Source organism: Cytobacillus spartinae, from assembly GCF_042865285.1.
In the GTDB taxonomy this organism is placed as follows: domain Bacteria; phylum Bacillota; class Bacilli; order Bacillales; family Cytobacillaceae; genus Robertmurraya_A; species Robertmurraya_A spartinae.
Map to the genome: position 1 here is coordinate 13,684 of NZ_JBIACK010000017.1, position 20,944 is coordinate 34,627.

The 20,944-nt window shown below is 35.3% G+C and carries 24 protein-coding genes; 12 read left to right on the forward strand and 12 right to left on the reverse strand.

Features of this window, described 5'->3' with window-relative positions:
- Nucleotides 1–14: 14 nt before the first annotated feature.
- Nucleotides 15–2,102 (reverse strand): putative bifunctional diguanylate cyclase/phosphodiesterase, encoded by a 2,088-nt coding sequence (locus tag ACFYKX_RS23405; protein ID WP_389364116.1) that lies wholly within the window; start codon nt 2,100–2,102, stop codon nt 15–17.
- A 591-nt stretch (nt 2,103–2,693) separates the two neighbouring features.
- Between ACFYKX_RS23405 and ACFYKX_RS23410 the strand changes: the two genes are divergently transcribed.
- The 5 genes from ACFYKX_RS23410 (at nt 2,694) to qoxD (ending at nt 7,578) form a co-directional block, all read left to right on the forward strand.
- Entirely contained in the window at nt 2,694–3,191 is a 498-nt protein-coding gene (locus tag ACFYKX_RS23410) for a L,D-transpeptidase family protein (RefSeq protein WP_389364117.1), read from the forward strand.
- A gap of 585 nt (nt 3,192–3,776) precedes the next feature.
- Entirely contained in the window at nt 3,777–4,715 is a 939-nt protein-coding gene (qoxA, locus tag ACFYKX_RS23415) for a cytochrome aa3 quinol oxidase subunit II (protein ID WP_389364291.1), read from the forward strand.
- Complete coding sequence (qoxB, locus tag ACFYKX_RS23420; RefSeq protein ID WP_389364118.1) at nt 4,705–6,681, forward strand: cytochrome aa3 quinol oxidase subunit I; 1,977 nt, start codon at nt 4,705–4,707, stop codon at nt 6,679–6,681. Before qoxA ends, qoxB begins: the two co-directional genes overlap by 11 nt.
- Nucleotides 6,671–7,276 (forward strand): cytochrome aa3 quinol oxidase subunit III, encoded by a 606-nt coding sequence (gene qoxC, locus ACFYKX_RS23425; protein WP_389364120.1) that lies wholly within the window; start codon nt 6,671–6,673, stop codon nt 7,274–7,276. The genes qoxB and qoxC overlap by 11 nt, the downstream gene beginning before the upstream one ends.
- Complete coding sequence (qoxD, locus tag ACFYKX_RS23430) at nt 7,276–7,578, forward strand: cytochrome aa3 quinol oxidase subunit IV (RefSeq protein ID WP_389364121.1); 303 nt, start codon at nt 7,276–7,278, stop codon at nt 7,576–7,578. Before qoxC ends, qoxD begins: the two co-directional genes overlap by 1 nt.
- 60 nt (nt 7,579–7,638) lie before the next feature.
- Here qoxD and ACFYKX_RS23435 read toward each other — a convergent pair whose 3' ends face one another.
- Nucleotides 7,639–7,863 (reverse strand): hypothetical protein, encoded by a 225-nt coding sequence (locus ACFYKX_RS23435; protein ID WP_389364123.1) that lies wholly within the window; start codon nt 7,861–7,863, stop codon nt 7,639–7,641.
- Between the two features lie 282 nt (nt 7,864–8,145).
- Here ACFYKX_RS23435 and ACFYKX_RS23440 point away from each other — a divergent pair, with 282 nt between their 5' ends.
- Nucleotides 8,146–8,613 (forward strand): YkyB family protein, encoded by a 468-nt coding sequence (locus ACFYKX_RS23440; protein ID WP_389364124.1) that lies wholly within the window; start codon nt 8,146–8,148, stop codon nt 8,611–8,613.
- A gap of 49 nt (nt 8,614–8,662) precedes the next feature.
- Here ACFYKX_RS23440 and ACFYKX_RS23445 read toward each other — a convergent pair whose 3' ends face one another.
- The 3 genes from ACFYKX_RS23445 to ACFYKX_RS23455 form a co-directional block, all read right to left on the reverse strand.
- On the reverse strand, nt 8,663–9,205 hold the full coding sequence (locus ACFYKX_RS23445) for an HD domain-containing protein (protein WP_389364126.1): 543 nt from the start codon (nt 9,203–9,205) through the stop codon (nt 8,663–8,665).
- Between the two features lie 25 nt (nt 9,206–9,230).
- Entirely contained in the window at nt 9,231–10,136 is a 906-nt protein-coding gene (locus ACFYKX_RS23450; protein WP_389364128.1) for a chemotaxis protein, read from the reverse strand.
- A 201-nt stretch (nt 10,137–10,337) separates the two neighbouring features.
- Nucleotides 10,338–10,796, reverse strand: a complete 459-nt coding sequence (locus ACFYKX_RS23455; protein WP_389364130.1) for a DinB family protein — start codon at nt 10,794–10,796, stop codon at nt 10,338–10,340.
- A gap of 178 nt (nt 10,797–10,974) precedes the next feature.
- Between ACFYKX_RS23455 and ACFYKX_RS23460 the strand changes: the two genes are divergently transcribed.
- Nucleotides 10,975–11,958 (forward strand): GGDEF domain-containing protein, encoded by a 984-nt coding sequence (locus tag ACFYKX_RS23460; protein WP_389364132.1) that lies wholly within the window; start codon nt 10,975–10,977, stop codon nt 11,956–11,958.
- 40 nt (nt 11,959–11,998) lie between these two features.
- Here ACFYKX_RS23460 and ACFYKX_RS23465 read toward each other — a convergent pair whose 3' ends face one another.
- Nucleotides 11,999–12,529 (reverse strand): RDD family protein, encoded by a 531-nt coding sequence (locus tag ACFYKX_RS23465; RefSeq protein ID WP_389364134.1) that lies wholly within the window; start codon nt 12,527–12,529, stop codon nt 11,999–12,001.
- 268 nt (nt 12,530–12,797) lie between these two features.
- Between ACFYKX_RS23465 and ACFYKX_RS23470 the strand changes: the two genes are divergently transcribed.
- The gene (locus tag ACFYKX_RS23470; protein WP_389364136.1) at nt 12,798–13,001 is read left to right on the forward strand and encodes a hypothetical protein; all 204 of its coding nucleotides are present in this window, start codon (nt 12,798–12,800) and stop codon (nt 12,999–13,001) included.
- A 134-nt stretch (nt 13,002–13,135) separates the two neighbouring features.
- Here the strand turns inward: ACFYKX_RS23470 and ACFYKX_RS23475 are convergent, their stop codons facing one another.
- Nucleotides 13,136–13,570 (reverse strand): universal stress protein, encoded by a 435-nt coding sequence (locus tag ACFYKX_RS23475; RefSeq protein WP_389364138.1) that lies wholly within the window; start codon nt 13,568–13,570, stop codon nt 13,136–13,138.
- Nucleotides 13,571–13,727: 157 nt separating this feature from the next.
- Between ACFYKX_RS23475 and ACFYKX_RS23480 the strand changes: the two genes are divergently transcribed.
- Nucleotides 13,728–14,873, forward strand: coding sequence for an aminotransferase A (locus tag ACFYKX_RS23480; protein WP_389364293.1), 1,146 nt, complete (start codon nt 13,728–13,730; stop codon nt 14,871–14,873).
- 38 nt (nt 14,874–14,911) lie between these two features.
- On the opposite strand, the gene ACFYKX_RS23485 is transcribed toward ACFYKX_RS23480, so the two are convergent.
- Nucleotides 14,912–15,094, reverse strand: a complete 183-nt coding sequence (locus ACFYKX_RS23485; RefSeq protein ID WP_389364140.1) for a hypothetical protein — start codon at nt 15,092–15,094, stop codon at nt 14,912–14,914.
- Between the two features lie 181 nt (nt 15,095–15,275).
- Here ACFYKX_RS23485 and ACFYKX_RS23490 point away from each other — a divergent pair, with 181 nt between their 5' ends.
- A complete protein-coding gene (locus ACFYKX_RS23490; protein WP_389364141.1) occupies nt 15,276–15,827 on the forward strand; it encodes a sigma-70 family RNA polymerase sigma factor in 552 nt (183 codons plus the stop codon).
- Entirely contained in the window at nt 15,787–16,875 is a 1,089-nt protein-coding gene (locus ACFYKX_RS23495) for a DUF4367 domain-containing protein (protein WP_389364143.1), read from the forward strand. The genes ACFYKX_RS23490 and ACFYKX_RS23495 overlap by 41 nt, the downstream gene beginning before the upstream one ends.
- Nucleotides 16,876–16,905: 30 nt before the next feature.
- Here ACFYKX_RS23495 and ACFYKX_RS23500 read toward each other — a convergent pair whose 3' ends face one another.
- The 4 genes from ACFYKX_RS23500 to ACFYKX_RS23515 all read right to left on the reverse strand — a co-directional run bounded on the left by ACFYKX_RS23500 (nt 16,906) and on the right by ACFYKX_RS23515 (nt 19,970).
- Entirely contained in the window at nt 16,906–17,790 is an 885-nt protein-coding gene (locus tag ACFYKX_RS23500; protein WP_389364145.1) for an NAD(P)-dependent oxidoreductase, read from the reverse strand.
- Between the two features lie 59 nt (nt 17,791–17,849).
- Entirely contained in the window at nt 17,850–18,404 is a 555-nt protein-coding gene (locus ACFYKX_RS23505) for a GNAT family N-acetyltransferase (RefSeq protein WP_389364147.1), read from the reverse strand.
- 201 nt (nt 18,405–18,605) lie between these two features.
- Complete coding sequence (locus ACFYKX_RS23510; protein ID WP_389364149.1) at nt 18,606–19,067, reverse strand: hypothetical protein; 462 nt, start codon at nt 19,065–19,067, stop codon at nt 18,606–18,608.
- A gap of 117 nt (nt 19,068–19,184) precedes the next feature.
- Complete coding sequence (locus tag ACFYKX_RS23515) at nt 19,185–19,970, reverse strand: SDR family oxidoreductase (protein ID WP_389364150.1); 786 nt, start codon at nt 19,968–19,970, stop codon at nt 19,185–19,187.
- Nucleotides 19,971–20,151: 181 nt separating this feature from the next.
- Here ACFYKX_RS23515 and ACFYKX_RS23520 point away from each other — a divergent pair, with 181 nt between their 5' ends.
- Nucleotides 20,152–20,700 carry a DUF3231 family protein gene (locus tag ACFYKX_RS23520; RefSeq protein ID WP_389364152.1) on the forward strand — a complete coding sequence of 183 codons (549 nt, stop codon included), beginning with the start codon at nt 20,152–20,154 and terminating at the stop codon, nt 20,698–20,700.
- Nucleotides 20,701–20,944: the final 244 nt, after the last annotated feature.

Sequence of the window (20,944 nt, forward strand, 5' to 3'; positions counted from 1 at the left end):
TTTTAGAAGCTTTATTAAACAATTTTTTTTTCTTCCAATTCTTCCGCCGAAATTGGCCTTGAGTAAAAATACCCTTGCCCCTTGAAGCATTTAGAGTTGATTAAGAAATCCGCCTGTTCTTTCGTTTCAATTCCCTCAGCAATTACTTCCATCCCGAGACTATTGGCAAGGTGAATAATCGTCGTTGTGATGGCAGCATCTTTTTCATTATTATGTACATCTCGAATAAAAGATTGGTCTATTTTTAATACATCGATTGGAAACTGTTTGATGTAATTTAAAGACGAATAGCCTGTCCCAAAATCGTCAATTGAAATGGCAACTCCTAATTCTTTTAATCCTTTTAAAATCGGTGCTGTTTCAGAAGTATCATGCATAGCACCCTCTGTTATTTCGATTTCAAGTAGTGAAGGCTGGATTTTATACTTTTCTAATGCCATTTTAATCGTTTCTACAAGACTGTATTGAAATTGTTTTGGAGATATATTTATAGCCACTTTTATCTTATTGCCCTCTTGTTTGTTCCAATCCCGAATCTGTTTACATGCTGTCTCAATGACCCAATTCCCAATTGGGATAATTAAGCCTGTATCTTCTGCTAGTGGAATAAAATCAGCAGGTGACACCATTCCGTATTCACTGCTATTCCAACGAAGTAATGCCTCAAAGCTAGTTATCTTACCTGTTTGTAACTCGACTTGAGGTTGATAGTATAGGATTAACTCATTACGATCCAATGCTTTTCTAAGTTGAGTTTCAAGTGAGACTACATTTGTAAATAAAGACTTCATCTCTGTTCTATAGAATTGAAAATGAGCTTTCCCTTTTTCTTTTACTCTATATAGAGCTTCATCAGCATTTTTTATTAGTGCTTCAGCGTTTTTTCCGTCACTTGGATACGTACTTATTCCAATACTCGGAGAGATATAATATTCATCTGAATGCAGGTAAAAGGACTTAGAAAACTTGGATAAAATATCTTGAGCGAGTCGGGTGGCATCTCGGCGATTTCCTTCTAGTAGGATAATAAATTCATCTCCACCCTGTCGATATACCTTGAAGTTTTGCTTCCTGTCCTCTGTTAGACGCTCTCCTACCTTAATTAGTATTTGGTCACCGGCAAGATGACCTAAAGTATCGTTTAAGTACTTAAAACGATCAAGATCAATAGATAGTAATGCAAATGGTTCCTTATTTTCATTCCTTTTTATTTTTTCTTCTAAATCATTTAATAACGCTCTTCTGTTAAACAACCCTGTTAGTTGATCATGAAAAGCCATATATTTAACGGTTTCTGCATTTTTCGCCTGTTCAGAAATATCTCTTGTAATAATGTAAATACCTTTAATCTCATGATCAATAACGATCGGGACGGTTCTTATATGAACCGTAATAAAATGCCCCTTACTATGAACAAACCTACAATCTAATGTTTCCAAAGCTACCCCTGAAATAGTGCTTTCAAAAAGCTCTTTAAACTTAGAATGGTCACCTTCAGCGACCAGGTCATAAATTGATCTATGTGTCATCTGTTTTTCTGAGTATCCTGCTAATTTTTGTCCAGCAGGATTCACCTCAATAATCTTACTATCAAATGAAATAGCAAATATCCCATCAAGATTATGATCTACAATTGACCGATATCGTTGTTCTGTAAGCATTAGGCGCTTTTTCTCATTAATTTCATCAGTTATATCTCTTGTAACAGACACTATATAACGAATAGCATCATTTTCATCTCGGACAGGTGTTAGTACAGATTGACTGTATAAGGTTTCTCCACCTGGCAATTTTAGTTCATCAGAATATGTTTGAACACTATTAGAGCTAAGAACGCTTTCATATGCCTGTTGTAAGGCACTAGCTCGATCGAAAGGGAGTACTTCTTCTATGGTCTTACCAATCATTTGATCCATCGTATTTGTAAAGACTGCACCTGCCTGATTCACAAATAGATAACGGAATTGTGGTCCCTCTTCTACTTTCATGATAAAGACCATGTCTTTTATATGCTTTAATATAATATTAAAGATGATTTTCTCAATCTTACGACCTGTTCTATCGTTTTTCAGTTCTTCAGTTATTAATTCTTTTAACTCCATTTGATCATCCTCATTCCACACTAAGAAGTTATTGTAAAGGATGCAGTAGTAAAAGCTATTCCTAAAATTCGTCATCCTAATATGTAATAAATTAATAGAATTATCTTATAATTCTATTAATTTTAGTATAATAAACCAAATCATTCAATAGATACCTTTATTATCCTCAATAAAAAAACTCAACGTCAAGCATAACGTTGAGTTTTTTACTATATCTTAAATATTCTATCTTCAGATTTTGAATACAATCACTCATTACTCTTCATCTTCTCTGAGTTGGTAAACCTCTTCCATTAGTTGAACTTGGCTACTAAGCATATAGTCACTTCTGTTTATTTTGCCCATCGGAATTTTGTTCACCATATGGTTTAATATTTTCAGTTTTTTTGAACGTTCCTTATTCATTTTCATTATATATAACTAAACGTAATGTATTTAAACCAATATTCATAATGGCCATTTTATTAGGTGAGTTCCTAGTTATGTACTCCCTTTATGCAGTATAGATGGACCTTTTTTACAAAAGGTTCCTTCACTTAAAAAGAATCTATTTGCACATTTGAGAATTTAAGACGATTTGGAGTGATTGTTTTGAAGCATATAGTAAAAAGAGGAGAATCATTAGCGATTATTGCTAAGAACTATAGACGTACATTGCAACAACTATTAACAGCAAATCCAAATATAACAAACCCAAATGTAATTTACGTTGGACAAAGTATAACAATACCTGGATTACCTAATCCAGCTTCCATCCCCTATACCATTGACATATCAGTAAATAACAAGGTGTTAACACTTTTAAGAAATGGAACTGTAGTCAAGAGATACCCAATTGCAGTTGGAAAAATGGTCTCACAAACACCATTTGGAGAATTTGTTATAGTAAATAGAGAGCCTAACCCAGGTGGTCCATATGGAGCTATGTGGCTCACTTTATCTAAATCTGGATATGGCATACATGGAACAAACAATCCTTCCTCTATAGGAAAAGCGGTGTCTTCTGGATGCATCAGAATGCATAATAAAGATGTATTAGAGTTGGCATCTACTGTTCCTAATGGAACTAAAGTAGTCATTCATTCTTAATATTATCTCTGTATCGTGAATTCTTTTACATGGCATCTTCCATTTGGGGATGCCTTTTTTATGTGTTGCAAACTCCCCCCTCACAACTTCTTAATCACCTTTCATTTATATATTTTTCTCATCCCTAATAATAAGAAAAACGACGATATGTATCCGTTTTCACAACTTACTCACCTTTAATATTGACGTTCACAAAACTGTCAAATATTATATTCTAATATACTTTTGTCAGTAACGGCGCGCTTTTAAGAGTATAAATATAGGTGATCACTTATTTTACATTTTTTTCCTTACTTATTTCGTCACAACTTTTTCTGTTTTTCATGTTATCATCATCTACACAGTGGAAATATTACTATACAGTGTTTTAAGCATCGTTTAAAAATACAACTTGTCAGTTTCTTTCTACAAGCTGTTTATATTTCTATTGTTTGTGAATAAATGAACATTCTTGCATTTAGTACTACTTTCTTTGTGAACGTTTGAACAAATTGTTATATCTTTTTTCTAAAAGGAGTGAGATTTTTGAAGTTAAAACTGTTACTTATTTCACTTTTTTCCCTTCCATTTCTAAGTGGTTGTGAAATGATTGTATTTCAACCACAAGGACCTGTAGCTAGAAGTATCACAGAGCTTATAAATTGGTCACTTATTTGGATGGGATTAGTCGTTGTTGTCGTATTTGCGCTATTTGGTTATATTGTTTGGAAATATAGAGAAAAGCCTGAAAATATGGATTATGAGCCACCAGAGGAACACGGAAATACATTGTATGAAGTAATCTGGACAGCAATTCCTATTTTGATTGTAATTGCACTTACTATTCCAACAGTAAAGACTCTTTATGCTTTAGAAGAAGTTCCTGAAGGATATGAGGAAAAAGAACCCATCACGATCCATGTAACTTCTGCCGATTGGAAATGGATTTTTAGTTACCCAGAGCAGGACATTGAAACAGTCAACTATGTTAATATCCCTGCTAATACACCTGTTGACTTTAAGTTAACTTCAGCAAGTACCATGCAATCTTTCTGGGTACCAGCATTAGGTGGTCAGAAATATTCAATGGGTAAGATGGAAACTCAAATGTATCTTGTTGCTGATAACCCAGGATCTTACTGGGGCCGTAACACGAACTTTAACGGTAAAGGTTACACAGAGATGGAATTTGAAGTTTTAGCACAAACACAAGAAGATTTTGATAAATGGGTAAAAGAAGTTCACGAGACAGCTCCTGAGCTAACTGAAGATAAATATGAAGAGTTGTTAAAACCAACTCACTTAGGTCGTATGACCTTTATTGGGACACACTTAGATTGGGTGAACCATGCGGATCCTAACTCTAAAACGTACACTCATCCTGAGTACTATAAAAATCATGGATACCGTGGTAGAACGTTTGAAGAAGAAGATAACTACAGAAACGATGATCAATCTGAAGACATGAACAAGGATTCACATGGTCATGATGATTCAGATTCAGACTCTAATGACGGACACGGAGGTGACCATAATGGACATTAGATGGAATGAGATATTAATTACTGGTGACCCACTAATACTAGGTTCACAGATTGCTATTCTACTAACGATGATTGGTGTTGTAGCAGGTATCACTTACCTTAAGAAGTGGAAATGGTTATGGACAGAATGGATTACAACTGTCGATCATAAACGAATTGGGATCATGTACATTATTGCTGCTGTATTGATGTTCTTCCGTGGAGGAATGGACGGATTATTAATGAAAGCCCAAACGTCTAGACCTGATATGGAATTCCTTAATGCACAGCATTACAATGAGATTTTTACAACTCACGGTGTCATCATGATTTTATTCATGGCAATGCCTTTCTTAATTGGTTTAATGAACGTTGTTGTTCCACTCCAAATTGGAGCAAGAGATGTTGCTTTCCCACAACTAAATGCATTAAGCTTCTGGCTTTTCTTTAGTGGTGCGATGCTATTCAATATATCTTTCGTAATCGGGGGATCTCCTGATGCTGGTTGGACTTCCTATTTCCCGTTAGCAGGTAAAGAATTTAGCCCTGGAATCGGAAATAACTACTACGCGGTAGCTTTACAAATTGCTGGTATCGGTACTTTAATGACTGGTATTAACTTTATCGTTACGATTCTTAAAATGAGAACTAAAGGCATGACATTAATGAGACTGCCGATGTTTACTTGGACAACATTAGTAACGTCTGCCATTATTGTAGCGGCATTCCCAATCTTTACAGTTGCACTTGCATTAATGACATTTGACCGTCTTTACGGTACGCACTTCTTCACTTTATCTGGTGGAGGATCTGATATGCTATGGGCTAACCTGTTCTGGTTATGGGGACACCCTGAAGTATATATTGTAGCACTTCCTGCATTCGGTATTTTCTCTGAAGTCATTGCAACTTTTGCACGTAAAACTCTTTACGGATATAAATCAATGGTATACGCAATTGTAGGTATTGCCGTCTTAAGTATGGTTGTATGGGTTCACCATTTTTACACGATGGGTTCTGGTGCGCTTGTTAACTCATTCTTCTCAATCACAACGATGTTAATTGCAGTACCAACAGGTGTTAAAGTCTTTAACTGGCTATTTACCATGCGTAAAGGTCGAATTAAGTTGACCAATGCAATGCTTTGGTCACTGGCCTTCGTACCATGTTTCACTATTGGTGGTGTAACGGGAGTTATGCTTGCAATGGGTGCAGCTGACTATCAATACCACAACACATTATTCTTAGTAGCACACTTCCACTATGTATTGATCCCTGGAGTAGTATTCGCTGTATTTGCTGGATTATACTACTGGTGGCCAAAAATGTTTGGTTATATGTTAAATGAAAAAATCGGTAAATGGCATTTCTGGTTATTCGTTATCGGTTTTAACGTAACATTCATGCCAATGTTCTTCCTAGGTTTAAATGGTGCAGTAAGACGTGCATACACTTTCTCTGAAGAGTCTGGTTTTGCTCCATTGTTCATGCTATCAGCATTAGGTTCTGTAATCCTAGCTCTTGGATTTGCAGCATTCTGCTACAACATTTACTGGAGCATCCGTTATGCAGATCGTAACATCTCAAGTGACCCTTGGGACGCTAGAACACTCGAGTGGGCAACAGCTTCACCTGTTCAGCACTATAACTTTGCTAAGTTACCAGAAGTTAAAACACTTGATGCTTTCTGGCACATGAAGAAAAGTGGCGAAGGTTTAACGCTAAAGGATAGTGAAATAGAAGAAATTCATATGCCAAGTAATTCAGGACTGCCATTTATTATGTGTGTAGCCTTTGGTATTGCCGGTTTCTTCTTAGTATTTGAATGGCATATCCTTGCTGCAATTGCTGCACTTGGAATCATTGCTGGTTTAATTTATAGATCCTTTGATTACAACGATGGTTATCATATCCACGTTGATGAAATTAAGGAAACTGAAAAGTCATGGAGAAACGTAGAAGGTGAGGTGCACAATCATGTCAGCTAGTGTGAACACTTCTTTACCTCTTGAATATCAACGAGAACAAGATCGTATGAATATACTTGGGTTTTGGATTTTCCTTGGTGCAGAAATTGTACTGTTCGCTACTCTTTTTGGAGTATATGGTGTTCTTTATGAACGCTATGCTGGCGGTCCAACTCACAAGGATATATTTATCATGAAGGATGTAATGATTCAAACTGTACTCCTTCTAACAAGTAGTTTTACAATGGGCGTAGCGATATTTGAAATGCGTAGGAATAATTTAAAAGGATTACTAATCTGGTTTATCCTTACGCTATTGCTTGGTGCTGGTTTCTTATACATGGAGATTAATGAATTCATTCATTATATCCATGCTGGTGCAACGATGCAAACAAGTGCCTTCCTTTCTAGCCTCTTTGTATTACTAGGAACACACGGTGCTCACGTCACATTCGGTATTTTCTGGGCGACCTTTGTTATCGTCCAGTTGTTAAAACGAGGCTTAACGCCTGTTACAGCCCGTAAAACATTCATTATTGGATTGTATTGGCACTTCCTAGACGTTGTTTGGATCTTTATCTTTACTTTCGTGTATCTGAAAGGGATGATTTCGTAATGGAAAAGAAAATGAACAGTTTCCCAATCAGTCATGTCTTTGGATTTATTGCATCCCTTGCACTCACATTTGCAGCTGCATGGGTTGCACTTAAAACGCAAATGTCTTTCAGTGTAATCATGTGGATTATCGGATCCATGGCTATTTTACAGGCTGGTCTTCAGTTGTTCATGTTCATGCATATGACTGAAGGTGAAGACGGAAAAACAAATATTATTAATATCGGTTATGGCGTGTTTTGTGCAGTTGTTATTGTCGTAGGTTCAATCTGGGTATTGTCATCCGGACACGCTAGTCACTAAAAAATGTAATGCCCCCATTATATATAAAAAATCCGGCTTCTATCGAGGCCGGATTTTTTTCTATATTCTCTCTTTTGGAGCTACATCACCCATAACATTAATAAATAATCCAAATCCAAAAATCATCATAGAAGATGCTACAAAACTAATACCAATGTGTAATAGATAATCTCCTGTGATACCGCTTACAAAGAAACTGCTTAAAAAAACCAATACCCCTAAGATTAAACCGAAAGTTGTAACCTTTTTAATAAAAAGCAACAAACTTAAAGAATTTTTCTCCATAAAATTCATCCCCTTTATAGAATATTCTAATAAAGTTCACAAATTTGTCAAACTTTTTTTGGTAAAGGAATTGCTTATGATCATTTTATGCTCCTTAATGCTCATTAGGGTGTTTTTAAATTTATTTGACTAAAGCAATAGGCACAAGTCTATTGAAAATGTGTTTAACAACGACAATATGCTCTATTCAGGTAAAATGCAACTGATTTCGAATTAGGCATGTTTCTTTCCTAATAAAAAAAGGTTATAATAGTGTATATAAAACTGAAAGGAGCCAAAAATTTGAATCAGGACAAGAAAGACTCTCCTCAACTGAACCCAACGGTTGAAAACCTCTCACAAGCAATCTTCACTGTGAATCGTCATGCCAAGACTGCTCCGAATCCAAAATTTCTATATAAATTAAAGCATGATGCTTTACTTAAGCTGATAAGGGAAGGTAAAGCTAAAAAAGTCGGTCTCCATTTCTCGAAAAATCCAAAATTTAGCCAACAGCAATCTGATGTATTAGTTGTATGTGGGAACTACTCATTTCATTTACCACCGTCAAAAAGTGACTTTGATGAGTTGCCTCACCTAGGTAAACTAGACAACCAAGTTCGAAATCCAAAGGCTCAATTATCACTAAATACAGCCAAGAACTTACTCGTTACCTATACAGGAAATAAGGAAGAGAAAACGTTCCCTACCCGCAAAAAACGGAGTTACGAGAAGCCTGTATTTAAAAAACTAGGTCAAAGTTATTTTTAAAAATTAGCCATACAAAAAGAAGCTGAGATACTTCAGCTTCTTTTTCTTTTTATCTATGAAGAAAATAGTTTACCTTTTCTTTGAGCTTATAAAAATGATCAGGTGGTGATTCGGTCGATTCGATAAGTTGATTAGCCACTGAAGAGTAGTACCATAGCTGCTTTTCTTTCCCGCGTTTAAAATGGTTCCATATGCTTTCGCCATCTCTCTCATACGCTTCAATCATACTTGAGATATTATCCAACTTGTCAGCACAGATCAATGACTTTATATCAATGTGGGCTGTTGCGATTGAATCGATGGTATGTTGTTTTCTTTCTTCCCACGTTAAATTTTTGTTTTCGGTATTGCCTTCAACAATAACGGCTACATGGTTTCCAAACTGTTCTCTAATATCCTCAATTCTCACATCTGTATCTTCTACACTATCATGTAAGTATCCAGCAGCAATTAACTCTTCATTACTACCTACAGATTTTAAGATATTCGCAACTCCTTCTAAATGAACAAAGTAAGGTTCAGATGTGGCTTTCCTTGTTTGCCCGTCATGAGCTTTTTTAGCAAAGGCTTTTGCCTTCTCAACAAGTTCCAAAATGACACCTCCTTTTCACGTAAATTTAGAGTATGTACTTATCAATTAGAAGAACTAATTCTGCAATTTCTGGCTTACTTACCTGTGCGTTAGCTCCCACCATTTGACCTTTATGTCTAAGGTCATCTGTTATTAAAGATGAGAAAATAATAACTGGCAATTTAGTCAGGTCTTTATTTTCTTTAATACGTTTTGTTAAGTGATGACCATCCATTTGTGGCATTTCGATATCTGTAATCACTAACTGTACCTCGTCAACTACATTTTTACCTGAAGTTGCTAAATTTTCTAAATAGCTCAAAGCATCTTGTCCATTTTCAAAAAATTCCACTGTTTGGAATCCTGCCTCGGCCAATGTATCATGTAATAACTTACGAAGTAATGGTGAATCTTCTGCTACTACCAGTCTTTTCGAAGAACGCTCACGTTTCCCTAGCTTCTTAACTTGCTGAACATTAATACCCGACTCAGGATTAATTTCAACGACGATTTTCTCAAAATCTAATAATAATATCATTTCCCCATGAAGCTTTATAACACCGATGATTTGGCTATCTGCACCTTGATACATATCTGAAGGTTTCTCAATTTGCCCCCAAGAAATACGATGGATTTGGGTTACAGTATGTACGTGAAACACTACTTTTTGCTTATTAAATTCGGCAACAATAAACTTATCATGTTGGGGGTTCGTTGACGGCGGAAAACCTAGTGCAGTTGCAACATTTACGACTGGCAGCACTTCACCACGTAGTTCAATGATTCCCTCAACATTTTGATGAGCATGAGGGACTTTTATAATAGGAACAGGATTAATGATCTCTTTTACTTTAATGACATTAATTCCGAATTTATTATTACCAATACTAAACTCAACAATTTCTAACTCATTGGTTCCGCTTTCCAACAAAATACCTTTATTTTGATCCATTCTCGTTTCGCCCTTCCCTTTTTACAAATAAGAAAATATATAATCTACTATACCATGAAAGAATATTAATTCTTTAAACAATTTTAAAAGTTTTAGGAAAAAATTGTGACTGAATACCTACTGTAAAATAACTAGACTTTTAAGTATAACCTTCATTATAAAATAAAAAACAAGCCCTTTAAGCTTGTTTTTTAAATTCTTCTATTTAATCACTTTCTCAACTTTCCTTTTATGATAATGATCATGCTCTATAAAATCTACTATGTATTGTCTAATAGAAATAGAATGATTTCCAATAAAAAACGCTGTATCTAGCTCCTCATCTTCCCAACTATTGATTTTGTTTTTTAATTCTATTCTTACTTGTAACAACTCATCAATAAGTTGATCCCTAGTAATTCCACTCTCTGCATACTTCTCAGCAGCATTATTAAACTCTTGGAAGTCAGGATATGGTTCTAGTTGTGCACCACTTTTAAAATGAGGGTATCGCTTTTCAAAGGAATGTTTATCCCAAAAGAGGAGATGTCCAATTACTGCAGCTACGGACCATTTACCTATATCAATAGGAGCAAACCATTTCTCATCTTCAAGCTCTATTAATGAGTTAAACCATTCGTTTAATTCTTCGTACTGAGCTATAATCTCTTGTTTTAGCATTGTCTAGAGTCCCCCTATTCAATTTCTATATATATTCAACACTTATACTCTTTTACCCTTTATAATCACTAACATAAAATTATTTACAATTAATTAACAAAGTTTCCCATGAGTGTATAGTACAATAGTAATAGATGTTGTTGCGAGGTAAGCTTGGAGTTTTAAAGGAGAGGGTTAGATGATTAGCTATATAGGAGATATTGCTGAGTCAGTACCTTGGGTGAGTCCCTATCAGAAAAGCTCAGAACTTTACGACATATTCGAAAAAGAACCTCTGTTAGAAGGGATCGTAGTGATAGCTAATGATCATAAACCATTAGGATTAGTGATGAAAACTAAATTCTATCACAAGTTATCCTCAAAGTATGGTTTTGATATATATATGGGTCGCAGTGTTGATTTATTAATGACCAAAAACCCTCTAATAGTAGATTATTATCTGCCTATAACTGAAGTTAGTAAAATCGCCATGGAACGAGAACAAGATGAGTTATATGACTACATCATCATAGAAAAGAATCGACAATACTTTGGCGCGGTTAATATTAAAAATCTGCTTATAAAGATAGCAGAAGAACAGGTCCTCATCGCACGAAACACAAATCCACTAACAGGGTTACCTGGAAATACACTTATTAAAGAAAAATTAGAGGAAGCTCTTTCATTACCACAGTTTAGTATTTTATATGCAGATTTAGATCATTTTAAGGCTTATAATGATGTCTATGGTTTTGCTAAGGGAGATGACGTCATTAGAGAGACCGCCAATATCCTAAATAAATACGTATTGCTTAAACAAAAGGAAAAATCCTTTGTTGGACATATTGGAGGGGATGACTTTATTGCCATACTTCCTAACTATGAATACGAACCAATCTGTGAATCCATTGTATTAGAATTTGAAAAAATCATCACTGAATTTTATGAAAAGCAAGACATTGATAATGGATATGTTATAGTTCAGAATAGAAAGGGCTCTATTGAAGAAACCCCAATATGTTCCATATCAATTGCAGTAATAAGCAATGAGCGTAAACCCTATCATTCAGTTAATGAAATCAGTGAAGATGCAAGTCGACTTAAGAAGATTTGTAAATTAAATAGCAGAAGTTGTTACATATCAGAACAATTACATATCAAAAAAGACTGTACTCTATGTTAAATACCATAGGATACAGTCTTTTTTTCATAATTTATCACAACTAGTCGTGTTTAACTACCACTGTTCCAGCAATTAAATCATGCAGTGCCTGTTTCTTCTCCGTAAATGCTGCGATAATATACCCAATTAATAGAATGGCAGATAAGAACGTTTGTGCAGCATATCGCCCTAGACCACGCCAAAAAGAAATTCGATTTCCTTTTGTATCTATTACTTTTAACTTAAGGAGTTTTTTCCCGATAGTTGCTTGCCATCTAGATGAATGAAAACCAGCAAAGTATACAAGAGCGATGATTAAATTTAAAGTAGCGCTGACAAACATAGCACCCAAGTAAGAGAATAAATAGGCCATAGCCTCTTCTTCTGATAAAGTCTCTAAGTAGGCTGGGTCACTCATATATGCATCAAATGCACCACTTGCCCCGAAAAAGAGGATAAAAACGACAAACGATAAAATGGCTAATGGTATTCCTATAATAATGGAATCAATTAAATACGCAGCAAAACGTATCCAAAACCCACCGTATTCTACCCTTTCCTGAATATGCTCATGTTCAAAGTTTGACTCCACTTCATAAACCTCCTGAAATATATAATTCTCCATAAATTATATCACTAATCAAACTATTTATGTTACTCCTGTTATATGTAGTTATATCCGTTACTCAATCCCTTTTGAATATTGCCTTTAGAAGAAAAAAGAAAAAATGGTGACACCGATATATGATAATTTTGTGAATTGTATCACAAACACCTAGACCTTCTTTCATTTAAGGAATACAATACAAACGTAAACAGCTAAAGCTTTTGCTAAATCAAATAAAGAGGTGCTTTTAAAAATGAAAGGGACAGCGATTCTTTATCAAAAAGACCAAAAAGTAACGATTATTGAAGACGTTGATCGCTCAGTTTTTGATGAAATAAAGGAACAATGTGGTTGCGATCATTGCAATTGCAAACTTGAAAACAAAATTGTGGATTTCGGTACTGTCTCCCCTGTTCTATGGCATGAAGACGAAGTAGATTGGGACTACGGATATTAATATAAGGAATATGATTACAATTTTTTCGATAGCTACACTTTAGAGGGTATGGTTTCCTTGTCCGCTAGAGATACGAGAAATTGATTTAACCCTTTGGAAGTTCCAAAGGGTTTTTTATATGGTGATTTCGACATTTACTCTTTACAAGGGACAATCGTAACCGGACATGGAGCTAAATGTAATACACTATATGTAACACTTCCTAAAGCATTGCTTAATACAGGACTCATCCCTCTAGAACCCATAATGATGGAGTGGGCAGAATTTTCTTTAGCTGCTTTTGTAATTTCTAATGAAGGCAAGCCAAGTTTGATGACTTTTTCATATTTACAATTTGATTCTTTCAGGTCGTTTTCAGCCTTTTGAAGGATTTCTTCCCCTCGCTGGGCGTAAAACTTGTCAAGCTCCTCTTTAGAAATATTACCTACTCTTTGGTACTCTTCATATTGTGGTCTTTGAACATTAATTAAGAGGATGCTATCCCTTTCTTTTAGTGAGCTTATCGCGAATTGTACTGCTTGTTTTGAAGATGATGAACCATCGAATGGAACTAATACCTTATGACTCAATTTACTTCCTCCTCCCTTTACGTTCAAGGTACCTCTTTTGTCCTTTATTGACAAGCCGTTTTACATAGATTTCATAAAAGATTACTTTTTTACAAGGAATATTTAAATTTAGGATTTACGTGATAAAATAAAGGAACGTACTAGGAGGATGATGATGTTGGAACATCTAATAAACAATCAAGTAAAGCAACTAGAGATATCAGGTATTCGCAAGTTTTTTAATATGGTTGCAGGAACAAAAGATATGATTTCCTTTACCATTGGACAACCTGATTTCCCAACTCCTGACCATGTAAAAGAGGCAGGAAAACGAGCAATCGATAACAATTTCACTTCTTATACACATAATGCTGGGACAATCGAACTTCGTAAAGCGGCTGCAGATTTTGTTCTAGATAAATATAAGCTGACATATGACCCTGAAAATGAAGTGATTATTACTACTGGTGCTAGTGAAGCAATTGATATCACTTTCCGTACCATTTTAGAGGAAGGAACAGAAGTTATTTTGCCGGGCCCAATATATCCCGGTTATGAGCCCATTATTCGTATGTGTGGGGCAACGCCTGTGCATGCTGACACACGAGATAACGAGTTTAGACTGACTGCTTCTATTATTAAAAAATACATAACAGATAAGACAAGATGTATTGTTATCCCCTATCCATCCAACCCAACTGGAGCTAGTTTAACAAGGGAAGAAATTATAGATATCGTTGATCTTCTAAAAGATAAAGAAATATTTATTCTAGCAGATGAAATCTATAGTGAGCTCGTTTATGATCAAGCTCATGTTTCCATTGGTACATTTTTAAGAGAGAAAACGATTGTTATTAATGGATTATCCAAATCTCATTCTATGACAGGTTGGAGAATTGGGATGCTGTTTGCGCCTCAATATTTAGCACAGCATATATTAAAAGTGCATCAGTACAATGTTTCCTGTGCAACTTCAATTTCACAAATGGCTGCATACGAAGCGTTGACTGCAGGGAAAGATGATGCAGTTTCTATGAAAGAGGAGTACATAATTAGAAGAGATTACGTATATAATCGACTCTGTCAAATGGGGTTTGATATTGTTAAGCCCGATGGAGCCTTCTATTTCTTTGTAAAAATGCCTTCAGGCTACACATCTTCTTTTGATTTTGCCATAAAACTTGTAGAACAAGCGGGCGTTGCAGTTGTTCCCGGAAGCGCCTTTTCTGAGTTTGGGGAAGGTTATTTTAGGCTCTCTTTTGCCTACTCCATGGAAACGCTTAGTGAAGGGCTAGATAGAATGGCAAAGTTCTTAAGCAAATAAATGATAAAAGTGCAAGCATCTCGCTTGCACTTTTCCCTTTATAGACCACCTTCATATTTACCATCGTTTTTAGGTGCTTTTTCCTTTTTTGCTTTATCTTTATGAATTTGATTGGTAACATGACTACCGACTTCATGTGCAAATTCTTGGTTAATGACTGCTGAATCAAAACCCTTTTTGTTTTTTTGCTGTGGATCATTCTTTTTTGTACGCTTCGCCATTCAATAGTCCTCCTTAGATAATTTCTTCGATTATTGTTCGATTTTTGTTAACTCTTTATGCAACATAAGAATTCAAATTGCATGTTTCCCAAAATCTTTTAAAAAAAGTAAGAAACCTATCAACCTTTCCCAAGCGAGTATCGTCTAAAGGGAAACAACTTCTTAGAAAGGAGGCTAACAGATGAATAAACATGAAACCATTGCGAAATTAATGAATGATTACGGCACTTCTGTTCTCCATCTCACATATTCTTATGTTCGTAATCGACAAACTTCCGAAGACCTAACTCAGGAGATTTTTATCAAATGTTTTGAAAAACTTGATTCATTTAAAGGGAATTCCTCCATCCAAACATGGTTATACAGAATTGCTGTTAATCATTGTAAGGATTACGTAAAAAGCTGGAACTATCGAAAGGTTTACATTACAGATTATATTTCTTCCTTTTTAAGAGAAAATCAATCGGGGGCAGAAGAACAATTCCTAAAGCGATCAGAGAAAAATGAACTAATAGATGCTGTCTTCAAGCTTCCAATCAAATATAGAGAGATCATTTTCTTATATTACTTCCATGAATGTTCGCAAAAAGAAATTAGTGAAATATACCAACTGAATATTAACACAGTAAAATCTAGACTATCTAAAGGAAAAGAGTTGTTAAGAAAATCTTTAGTAGAAAGGGGTGTTGAATATGGAGAAGAAATTCAAAGAGATGAAAAATCAAATGCTTGAAGGAGAATTATCCGGGTTTGAATTTACTAGTAGAATGGAAAGCAATGTTTATAGAAAGATAAGCTCACCTAATCAAAGTAAGAAAAAGAAAGTTAAAAGATTTGCTCCACTTATTTTGACAGCAGCCCTTATTACTTTATTTTTCACAGGGATGTATGAGTTTGTCATTAAAGATAATATAAACACTCAGCAAGGGAGTCCCGATAAAAAAGAAGAAAAACCAATCATGTCTTCACCTTCTTACGTACCAGAAGGCTATGAATTTGAGCATGTTAAAACCTCTGGTTCAAATGATACTCCTATTTATGAACATGTTTTTAAACATAAAGAAAATCCCGATGCCTTCTACATCTATAGAATGCAAAAGCAAAAACCTGATTTAGATATGACAAAAGGAAATAATATTCCATTAACCGTGACCTTATTAGGGAGTGTCTTCAAGATTTCCTCTACTCATACAATTCTTTTGTGGGAGGATGAAGGCTACTATCAAATGGTGGAACAACAAGGTGATTTATCTGATTTAGATTTCATTAAAATAGCTGATAGCATTTTAAAGGACAAAGGCTATACCTCTTATCTGGAAAATAACATAGAGCAGCTTGAGGATGAGCAAAAAAATTCTCAAAATGAGCAAACGATCCCAGACCTTTCTGCAACCGAAGCCATAGATCTACTAGACAGATATGAAGAATCTTTAAATAAGATGTATGACGATATAGACCCTAACATTTTCATGAAATTTAAAAGCTATGAGAGTCTGACTGACCTACTACCTCTTTTTACCGACTTTATGGATCCTGAGCTAGTGGAGAATGTATTGAAGGTCAAAACCGAAGTGAAATCTGATGGGCTGTATGCCATTGCTATGGATGGTCCACTTTTATTTGATTCAGATCAACCTTATCAATTTGAAAAGAATGATGATCATTCATACACATTAGTGCAACAAACAGAAGATGAACTACGTGGAAAAGCTACACTTCGTGTAACATTTAGTTTTATCGATGGTAATTGGAAGATAACGGATATGAACCCGTATCACTAAAAAACGGTCTCTTGAATGAGACCGTTTCTACTATTTTTCAAGGTTCCAATATTTATAAAGGGCCTGAGTTCCACTATTCTCTTCTCCGTTTTCGGCTAATTTATTATATAAGGAAATAGCTAATGACAACCCAGGTGTTTCCATATCCATATTTTTAGCTTCTTCTAATGCAATGTTCATATCCTTGATTAAGTGCTTGATATAAAAACCTGGTTCAAAATTCCCTTGTATCATTCTTGGAGCCAAATTAGACAAAGCCCAGCTTCCAGCAGCACCTGAAGATATGCTCTTCAACACTGTTTCAGGATCAAGCCCTGACTTTTCAGCGTAAACAATAGCCTCACATACCCCGATCATACTAGACGAAATGACGATTTGATTACACATTTTTGTATGTTGTCCTGATCCAGCTTTTCCTTGGTAGACGATATTTGTGCCAAGGATATTAAAAATCGGTTCAACAGCCAAAAAGTCCTCATGGTCCCCACCTACCATGATGGATAGTTTCCCATCTCTTGCACCGATATCTCCACCTGATACAGGTGCATCTAAAGCGTGGACCTTTCTTTCCTTCCCAGCTTCATAGATTTTTATAGCTAATGAAGGAGTAGAAGTAGTCATGTCAATTAAGTATGTATTTTCTCCGCAACTTTCTATTAAGCCATTCTCCCCTAAGTACACTTCTTCTACATCAGAAGGATATCCGACGATGGAGATAATGACATTAGCCTTTTCTGCAATCGTCTTAGGAGAATCTGCCCAATTAGCTCCCTCCTGCAATAGGTCCTCTGCTTTTTCTTTTGACCGTGTATAAACCACAACAGGATAGCCCGCACGTAATAAATTGCGCGCCATACTTTTCCCCATAACGCCTGTTCCTATAAATCCTACAACTGTATTTTCTGGTGAAATCATCTTTATCGCTCCTGTCTATTTTTAATATTCTAGCTGGCTAGAATTTGAAAATTAATCCTTTATAGCTTAGATTTCTTGTTAAACTCTTCCCATTCTTCCCTTAACAATCCCATCCTAATGGAATCATAATATTCGCCATTGTAAAAGCGACATTTCCTCAATCTAGCTTCCATAGTCATTCCAAGCTTTTCGCCAACCTTTACCATACGGAAGTTACCTGACCATGTCGTGAATCCTACTCTGACTAATGGCAAAGTTTGAAATAAATGAGTGATCCATAGACTCAATGCACGAGTACCATATCCCCCACTCCAATATTGGGGATCATAAATACCAATCCCCATTTCTAACCAATTGGATGGTTTATGCTCCCAGTAGTAACTTACTGTTCCGATTAGTTTATCGTTTATTAAAATGGCCCAAAAATCATCCTGATTAATGAATTGATCACTTTTAGACAAATATTCTTCGTACGACAAAGCTTTATGCTCAAAATATGGTGCATCCCACTTCTTCCATTCCGGCGACTCCTCTTTATACGTTAGTTCCCATAAACGTGGGAGGTCATCTTCAGTAACAGGTCTTAGCGTTAATTTTCCATTTCTATATGCCAAAGAAATCCCTCCATCTTTAAATCTATCAAATTACCTTTTAGGTGGTTTAAAAAAGGATTAGTTTGATATAATTTTATCATTATTTTTACTATTTGGATAATTTTATGATGTAGGTCTTCTGTGAACAAATAGGATTCAAAGTTCACCAAATAAAAAAAGCTGAGCCAAAATATCTCTAATTTGGATCAGCTTTTTGTTCATTTAAAGTTGTGAAGCAAAATTCGTTAAAAATCCTCTTCCTATAACCTCTTGGTCATTAAAAACCTCAACAGAGATGGATTCTTCATTTGTAATCATCTTTTTTAATTCAAACGTATGTAAATCTTTTTTTAATGGAATTGGATTCATAAAGAACAAATCTGCCTTATCCTTGTTCACTTCAATATATTCTCCATTGTGAACAAAATCCTCGCCGTATATGATTTCTGTTGACCCCAGTGCAGAAGCTAGTTTCTCATTATGTATGATTAGCCTTACCTTATACATTTTTTCATCTGTAAACATTTTCTCATTAATCTTAAATTGAAATTGAAGTTCATTATTCTTTGTTAAAATGGCTCCGGCATGCTGGTTTATAATAGATTGTTCTGATCCTATACCGCAACCAGTAAGTGAAAAAAGAAAAACAAATACTATAGACTTTTTTAGAATATGAAACAGCATGTCTACAATCCCCCCTACTGCTACCATATCCGTTTTTCTAAACCATTAAACGTAAAAATAGGAAAAAATTAAAAAGCTTGGCGAGTGCCAAGCTTTCTAACTTTCATTTGATGGAAACTAAATTGATTTCACCATACCACCATCGACTAAAAATGCACTACCAGTCATATACGCATTAGCATCTGAAGCTAAAAAGACAACTACGTTAGCAAATTCCTCAGGTGTACCATATCGCTTAAGCGGGATTGTTGCTTTTACCTTTTCTTCTACTTCTTGTCTCGTAATACCTTGCTTCTCAGCATTTATGCTGTCTAGATGCTTTACCCTGTCAGTTGCAATTCTTCCCGGAGCAACGGTATTAACTAAAATACCATAATCAGCAAGCTCTTGGGCAATTGTCTTTGAGAGGCCAATGATGCCCGTTCTAAAGGTATTTGATAAAATTAGCCCTGGAATTGGTTCTTTAATCGAAGAAGAAGCGATATTAATGATTTTTCCGCCTTGCTTTTTCAAGTATGGGAGCGATTCCTTAATTAATCGGATATAGGATAAGAGGTTAAGTTCAAACGCTTGTTGCCACTGCTCCTCTGTAATTGATTCAAAAGTACCCGCTGGTGGACCACCCGCATTATTTATAAGTATATCTATGGACCCGTATGTATGAACAGTACCATTCACTAAATTAGTTATGTCACTTCGATTCGTAATATCAGCCGTTATGTATGACACATTCCCCTTACCTAATGCCGTAAGCTCTTCGTGCACCTTTTTTAATTTGTCCTCATCTCTACCTGAAATGACGACATTTGCTCCTTCTTTTAATAACCCCTCCGCAATGGCCCTTCCTAACCCTTGGCTAGATGCAACTACTAATGCTGTTTTTCCATTTAAATTATATTCCATTTTTTAAAACCTCCTATGAAAGAACTGTACTAATATTATACAGAAAATTCTTAATTAATACCTTAAAGAGCTTCAGAAAATCACAAATAGAATCTGAATATCAATTTCTATATTACTTTTTCATTTCAATGTATTCTCCCTTAGCTTATGGAAAAAAATATATTGAGAAGGAGGATTTTTCATGACGAGTATGTTCGAAGTTCTAAAGGATTATTTGCAAATGAATTTAGATCATGAACCAAAAAACCCGCTTCACGTCGGAGAGGTTATGAGTTGCTGGTTGTATTTAACCTTAATGGATGAAGCAACCATATATATTCAAATTGGTTTAAATACAACAACGGATGATGACGTCATCAAAATATTAAAAGAAAGCTTATCTCAATGTGATACACAAGGGCAAAGGTTTAAGGAATTTATGAAGAAAGAAGGAATTCATTTACCTCGTACAAGTGAACAACGCCCTGATTCAAACCCTAACGGAGTACCATTGGGAACAAAACTAACAGATGATGAAATCACAAACGGTTTAAGTATAAAAACAGTTGCAGCTGTCATGCATTGTGCGGCATCGGCAAGCCAAAGTATAAGAAATGATGTTGGGGCACTATTCATGCAATGCATGATTGAGAAAATGAAATTTGGCACTTCACTTAAAGACTTAATGAGAAAGCGAAGTTGGATTAAAGTTCCTCCTTATTACTATCCACCGGGAATGCCTAAACCATAATTAGGCAGATTCCGGTTTTTTCTTTTTGGTGTACTGTTATTTCAATTACAGTTACAAAAATTAAAAATGGTTCCTTTTTTCATAGGAACCATCAATTTATATAAATTTGTAACCGAGGGGCAATATTATCGTAAAACTTTATTTGTAAATGAGCTTTGAATCGTATAAACTTCATTTCTTTGTTTATCTTTAATTTCCTTGTATCTATCATGAAATAAAAAACTTACAACCAATCCAACCATTT

What these genes read in the sequence shown, in the direction of transcription:
- qoxC (WP_389364120.1), top strand. Translation starts at nt 6,671, where the DNA reads ATGTCAGCTAGTGTGAACACTTCTTTACCTCTTGAATATCAACGAGAA.
- ACFYKX_RS23485 (WP_389364140.1), bottom strand. Translation starts at nt 15,094, where the DNA reads ATGGCGAAGCGTACAAAAAAGAATGATCCACAGCAAAAAAACAAAAAG.
- ACFYKX_RS23405 (WP_389364116.1), bottom strand. Translation starts at nt 2,102, where the DNA reads ATGGAGTTAAAAGAATTAATAACTGAAGAACTGAAAAACGATAGAACA.
- ACFYKX_RS23510 (WP_389364149.1), bottom strand. Translation starts at nt 19,067, where the DNA reads ATGCTGTTTCATATTCTAAAAAAGTCTATAGTATTTGTTTTTCTTTTT.
- ACFYKX_RS23435 (WP_389364123.1), bottom strand. Translation starts at nt 7,863, where the DNA reads ATGGAGAAAAATTCTTTAAGTTTGTTGCTTTTTATTAAAAAGGTTACA.
- ACFYKX_RS23470 (WP_389364136.1), top strand. Translation starts at nt 12,798, where the DNA reads ATGAAAGGGACAGCGATTCTTTATCAAAAAGACCAAAAAGTAACGATT.
- qoxA (WP_389364291.1), top strand. Translation starts at nt 3,777, where the DNA reads ATGATTGTATTTCAACCACAAGGACCTGTAGCTAGAAGTATCACAGAG.
- ACFYKX_RS23460 (WP_389364132.1), top strand. Translation starts at nt 10,975, where the DNA reads ATGATTAGCTATATAGGAGATATTGCTGAGTCAGTACCTTGGGTGAGT.
- ACFYKX_RS23490 (WP_389364141.1), top strand. Translation starts at nt 15,276, where the DNA reads ATGAATAAACATGAAACCATTGCGAAATTAATGAATGATTACGGCACT.
- qoxD (WP_389364121.1), top strand. Translation starts at nt 7,276, where the DNA reads ATGGAAAAGAAAATGAACAGTTTCCCAATCAGTCATGTCTTTGGATTT.
- ACFYKX_RS23500 (WP_389364145.1), bottom strand. Translation starts at nt 17,790, where the DNA reads ATGATTTCACCAGAAAATACAGTTGTAGGATTTATAGGAACAGGCGTT.
- ACFYKX_RS23520 (WP_389364152.1), top strand. Translation starts at nt 20,152, where the DNA reads ATGACGAGTATGTTCGAAGTTCTAAAGGATTATTTGCAAATGAATTTA.
- ACFYKX_RS23515 (WP_389364150.1), bottom strand. Translation starts at nt 19,970, where the DNA reads ATGGAATATAATTTAAATGGAAAAACAGCATTAGTAGTTGCATCTAGC.
- ACFYKX_RS23450 (WP_389364128.1), bottom strand. Translation starts at nt 10,136, where the DNA reads ATGGATCAAAATAAAGGTATTTTGTTGGAAAGCGGAACCAATGAGTTA.
- ACFYKX_RS23495 (WP_389364143.1), top strand. Translation starts at nt 15,787, where the DNA reads ATGGAGAAGAAATTCAAAGAGATGAAAAATCAAATGCTTGAAGGAGAA.
- ACFYKX_RS23455 (WP_389364130.1), bottom strand. Translation starts at nt 10,796, where the DNA reads ATGCTAAAACAAGAGATTATAGCTCAGTACGAAGAATTAAACGAATGG.
- qoxB (WP_389364118.1), top strand. Translation starts at nt 4,705, where the DNA reads ATGGACATTAGATGGAATGAGATATTAATTACTGGTGACCCACTAATA.